Consider the following 5,989-nt stretch of genomic DNA (forward strand, 5'->3'; position numbering starts at 1 on the left):
AAACGAAGGGGCAGTTCTCTGCAATGTCAAAACTGCTTTTTCGTTTACACCATCAGCGATTGTAACCTAAAGAATTTATCTGACTGATGCCCAGAATGAAGTAACCATGCCTCAGGGAAGTACACAGGAAATTGCCTGGACACTCTGGAATATGGGGCAGTATAAAGCCGGTTCTACCGGAGAAGGATATAATCCATCCAGTGATGTAACCTGGAAGTCAGCTGACGAAGCTGTTGCAACAGTAGATTCTGTTGGTGTTATCACTGCGAAGGATCTTCCGGAAGGTCAGACAACAGCGAGCACAACTGTTACAGTAAGCTACAAAGGAACAAAAGTAAAAGATATTAAAGTAAATGTAACCGAAAACCAGAAAGTTGTTGTAAAAGGTGAAGCTGTAGAAATTACCGGAACTAAGGGTGAAACCAAAACCAACAAGGCCGGTGAAGATATTACAGATACCTGGAAAATCGGTTATTTTGAAAACGGTCATGGAAGTCTGAATGCCCAGTTTTATGGTAACGGTATTTATAATATTGATATTGTAAAGCAGGCAGGAGAAAAAGTAAGCGTTACAGGAAAGACTCCATACAGTGGATATATTTATTTGAGCCATAAATATTATGTACCGATGGAAACTGGACAGCTTTATGGTGTATGGCAGAGTATCGCCATTAAGGTTAATGGTGAAGCAGGACTGTATCTGAACAAAAACTCCTTATCTATGAAGATGGGAGAATCCGGTACAGCAACAATCCTGGGTACCTTTATTAAGGAAGATGGAACAGAACTGGAACGAAAGTTCTGGGCAGATAAGAGTAATCCGAAGCTTTCAAAACTTGAGATGGTTGAAGGCGATACAAATATCGTTACAGCACAATCAGATCCGGCAGATGGAAGAATGCTGCATCTTACAGCTGTTTCTCCTGGAAAGACTACGATCACAATCAAATGTTATCCGTTTGATCCTACAGCTACCTGCGAGGTAGAGGTAACATCTGATGCAAGACTGATTCTTCAGCCAGCGGAATTAACTGTTAAGCAGGGTACTACAGAAAAAATTACAGCAAAGGCATGGGATGGATCTGCATATGTGGAGAATCCGCAGATTACATGGAAGAGCTATAATGAGTCCATTGCAACAGTAGATGGCGGCGTTGTTACAGGTGTTAAAAGAGGTAATGCAACAGTTAGTGCTGCATGGAATGGTGTCAATGCTAATGATGTAAAAGTTACCGTAACTCCAAGTAGAAATATAACTCTTTCAACAGAATGGGATGACCATGACAACCAGGATGGAATCCGTCCTGAAAAAGCAACACTTCAGTTGACAGCAAATGATGAAAACTGTGGTGATCCAATCGAACTGAATGCAGAAAACAACTGGACATATGAATGGAAACTTCTGGATGCAGAAGATGCAGAAGGAAATAATATTGTTTATCGTGTAAAAGCAGAAAATCCGAAAGAGTACACTGCAAAAGTAACAGGTAGTGCAGATGATGGATTTGTTGTTACTTATTCACATGAAATTGCAAAAGTCAGTGCTACAGCAAATGTAACATGGGATGATGCAGAAAATCAGGATGGAATCCGTCCTGCATCAGTAAGCTTACAGCTTAAATCAAAAGTTGAAGGCGGAGAAGCAGTAAACGTTGGTGATAACGTAACTGTAAAAGCAGACGCTGATGGAAACTGGACCAAGACCTGGACAGACCTTCCGAAATACAATGCCGGTAAAGTGATCGAATACACAGTAGAAGAATCCGGACTTCCGGAAGGATATACCATCACAACTACCAAGGATGAAGAAACAGGAGCAATCACACTTAAGAACTCTTACACACCAAAAGGTGTTGATATTGCAGTATCTGTAAACTGGAATGACGCAGACAACCAGGATGGACTTCGTCCGGAGTTTGTAGAAGCTGAGCTCTATGCGGGTGATGCATCCACAGGTAAGAAAGTAAAACTTACTGCAGATAACGAATGGAAAGCAACCTTCGAGGGACTTGCAGTAAACAAAAATGGTAAACCAATCGAGTATTCTCTCGTATCCACCAAAGCTGAGGGATATGAGATCAAGACAACCGGAAGTGCAACAGAAGGACTTGTTCTGAACTATACACATGCAGTTAAGACAGTAGATGTTAAAGCAACTGTTGTATGGGCAGATGGAAATAACAGAGACGGTGTTCGTCCGGAGACAGTAAGCTTACAGCTTAAAGCTGATGGCGAAAATCTCGGTGATGTGATCACAGTCAATGAGAAATCCAAATGGACCAAGACATGGACCGGACTTGGCGAGTACAAAGCTGGTAAGGAAGTTGTTTATACAGTCGAAGTAGTCGGCCTTAAGGGTGGTGAAGACGGATATACCGCAGAGATCACAGGAGATGCAGGAACCGGATTTACCATCACAGCAACTCATGTACCGGCAGTGGCAGAGATCAAAGCATCTGTTAACTGGGATGATGCAGAGAACCAGGATGCAATCCGTCCGGAATTTGTAGAAGCAGAACTTTATGCCGATGATGTATCCACAGGTAAGAAAGTAAAACTTACTGCTGACAACAAGTGGACAGCTTCTTTCGGAGAGATGGATCTCAAGAAAAACGGCAAAACAATCGATTATACTCTGGTAACAACCAAAGTTGATGGATATGACTGCGTAGTAGAGGGAAGCCCGGCTAAGGGACTTGTACTGAAATACTCACATACAACATACAAGACAGACGTAACTGTAACTACCAAATGGGATGATGCAGATAACCAGGATGGAATCCGTCCGAACACTTACAGTGTACAGCTTACAGCAGACGGTGAAGCTGTTGGTGATGCAATCACCCTGAATGAGGCTGGAAACTTTACAAAGACCTGGAAAGGCCTTGAAAAGAACAAAGCCGGAAAAGCAATCACATATTCCGTAAAAGCAAGTGATGTTGCCAAAGGATATGAAGCAGCTGTAAGCAGTACTGAATCCGGAATCGTAGTTACATTAACTCATACTCCGGAAGTTGCAGATATCGCAGTATCCGCAGCATGGGATGATGCAGACAACCAGGATGCACTTCGTCCGGCATCTGTAGAAGCTGAAGTTCTTGCAAACGGCGAAGCAACAGGAAACAAAGTAACCCTGACAGCAGAGGGTGAGTGGAAAGCAACCGTCAAAGCCCTTCCGGTATATGCCGCAGGACAGAAGATCACTTATACACTCAAATCTGATGTAGATGCATACACAAGTGCATGCACAAGTACAGCAGATGGTCTTGTACTGAAATTCACACACAAGACAGAAACTGTAGATGTAACCTTGACAACTAAGTGGAATGACAAGGACAATCAGGATAATGTTCGTCCGGCTTCTTACTATGTACAGCTTCTTGCAGACGGCGTAAAAGTTGGTGATAAGATTATTCTTGAGAGTGCAAGTGATTTCTCCAAGACATGGACCGGTCTGCAGAAGAACAGAACTGGAAAAGTCGGCGAAGCGATCGTTTACACAGCAGAGGTTACCGGACTTCCGGAATCTTATGAGACTTCTGTAAGTGGAGACGCAGCGACAGGTCTTGTTGTAACAAACACATATATTCCGGCAACTGTTGAGATTCCGGTATCTGTAAAATGGGATGACGCAGAAAACCAGGATGGAGTACGTCTTGACTCTGTAGAAGCAGAACTTTATGCAGACGGCGAAGCAACAGGAAATAAAGTGACTCTGAATGCAGAGAACAGCTGGACAGCTAAATTTGCACAGGTTGATGTCAAGAAAGACGGAACAAGAATTAAATACGAGGTTAAGAGTACAGAGAAGGAAGGCTACACAGTTTCTGTATCTGGAAATATCCTTGATGAGGAAGGTCTTACCCTTAATTACAAACATGTACCGGCAACTGTAAACATCAGCGCCAAGGCAGCATGGAATGATGCAAAGAACCAGGACGGAATCCGTCCGACAGATACACTTGTTCAGCTTTATGCAGATGGAGAAGTACTTGGTGACAAGGCAGTTCTTGAATCTGGAAAATCCTGGACTAAGACATGGACAGAACTTCCGAAATACAAAGCAGGTAAAGAAATTGCTTATAAAGTAGTTGCATCTGCGGTATCCGGTTATAGCGTCAAAGTATCCGGAGATGTAGAGAAAGGTTACACAGTAACTTATGCTCACAGTGTTGCCAAGACAAAAGTAACTGTTAAGAACACATGGAACGACCTGAATAATGTTGTTGATTCCCGTCCTTCCAAGCTTGTTGTTGAAATCTATGCAAATGGAAAGGCAACAGGTAAGAGAGTAACACTTACAAGTGCAAACAAATGGACTGCAACAGTTTCCAACCTGAATAAGAAATCAGCAGGAAAAGTAATCTCCTACACAGGAAAAGTTGTTGGAGCACCATCCGGATACAGCATTTCAATCAAATCTGCAAACGGAACTGTAAATGTTACAAGCAAATACACCAAGATTACAAAGAAACTTAATCTGAAACTTTCCAAGACATCCTATGTATACACAGGAAAGAATCTGAAACCGACCGTTACTGTATACAATGGAAAGAAGAAAGTTGCAAATAAGTACTACACAGTAACTTATAAGAACAACAAGAATACAGGCTATGCAACTGTTATCGTCAAAGGTAAAGGCAAGTTTGCAAAATATGCAGGCAAAGCTACATTTACTATCAAACCGAAACAGATGCGTAAACCGTCTGTAAAGAGTACTGCTAAGAAGACACTGGCTGTGGGCTGGGTACGTGATGCACAGGCTACAAAATATGTAGTACAGTACAGCCAGAATAATAAGTTCCAGGGCAAGACCACAAAGAGTGTGACAATCAATAAAAACACAATTGGCAAAACAACTCTGAAAGGTCTCGCAAGCGGCAGGTACTATTATGTACGTGTGCGCAGCTACAAAGTGGCAAATGGCAAGAACATTTATGCACCTTCCTGGAGCCAGGTTGTAAAAGTTAGAGTGAAATAAAGAAATCCACTGATGTGGTCAGGAGCGGCGGTAACGCCGCTCTTGGAAATGAGGAGGAAAAAAGAAATGTATAGGAAATGGTTAGGATGGAAAAAGGTTGCCGTATGCCTCGTCGGCGCTGCAATGGTTATGCAGGGTGCGAGTATGACAATGGCAGCCGATGAATATCCTACAGAGCAGAATGAACCTGATTATGCGAATGAAGATCAGACTGCTGAAGATACAGCAGAGGGCAGCACAGATTCTGATGAAGATTCCGAAGATCAGAGTACTTCTGATGAAGACACAGATGAAGATACTTCCGATGAAGATACTCTTTATGAGAAAACAGACGAGGATACTTCTGATGAGGATTCCGACAGTGTCGCAGATGTAGTGATCGATCCGGAAGAAACACCGGAAGAAAGTGAAGATGTTATTGCAGCAGAGGAAGATGGAGAGGATGCAGAGTCAGTAGGACTTCTGGTGACAGGAACTGTAAGCCATATCGATCTTTCAAGAGTGGCAGAGGCAACTCTTACTGTTGGAGACAAAACACTGACACAGACAGTTGTATTTGATGAGGGAGACCTTGGAAATATTACAGTGGATCCTGACTATGCAGGAGCAATTATTCTTGGTGAGGGACAGATCCACATCGCAGGAGTATTTCCGGTAGGTACTTTTGACAACAGAGTACAGTACACAGTATCTATTACAAAGGATGTAACATTTACAGATCCTGATACAGGTGCAACTTACACTCAGACTATGACATTTACATCTTCATTCAATTACTGGGATGAAGGTAATATGTGTCCAAGCCTTGGATACAGAGAGTACTGGTCAAACGGATTTGTAATCCCGTGGTCAGGAATGGATTTCGGATTTGGAACTGCAAGTGCAGAGATTCCGGCACCAACCGCAGTACCAAACCCAAGTGAGGCACCGAACCCGAGTGAGGCACCAAACCCAAGTGAAGCACCGAACCCGAGTGAGGCACCAAACCCGAGTGAAGCACCAAACCCA

1 protein-coding gene and 1 pseudogene are annotated in these 5,989 nt (G+C 42.9%); both read left to right on the forward strand.

What is annotated here, in order from left to right:
- Positions 1-106 precede the first annotated feature (106 nt).
- Positions 107-4,981: a Cna B-type domain-containing protein gene (locus GT674_RS06670; RefSeq protein WP_161284988.1), complete on the forward strand. Its 4,875-nt coding sequence runs from the start codon at positions 107-109 to the stop codon at positions 4,979-4,981.
- A gap of 66 nt (positions 4,982-5,047) precedes the next feature.
- A pseudogene (locus GT674_RS06675) lies at positions 5,048-5,989 on the forward strand (hypothetical protein); the annotation flags it as partial.

The sequence above is a fragment of the Blautia sp. BIOML-A1 genome, assembly GCF_009883055.1.
In the GTDB taxonomy this organism is placed as follows: Bacteria; Bacillota; Clostridia; order Lachnospirales; family Lachnospiraceae; genus Blautia_A.

What these genes read in the sequence shown, in the direction of transcription:
- GT674_RS06670 (WP_161284988.1), top strand. Translation starts at nt 107, where the DNA reads ATGCCTCAGGGAAGTACACAGGAAATTGCCTGGACACTCTGGAATATG.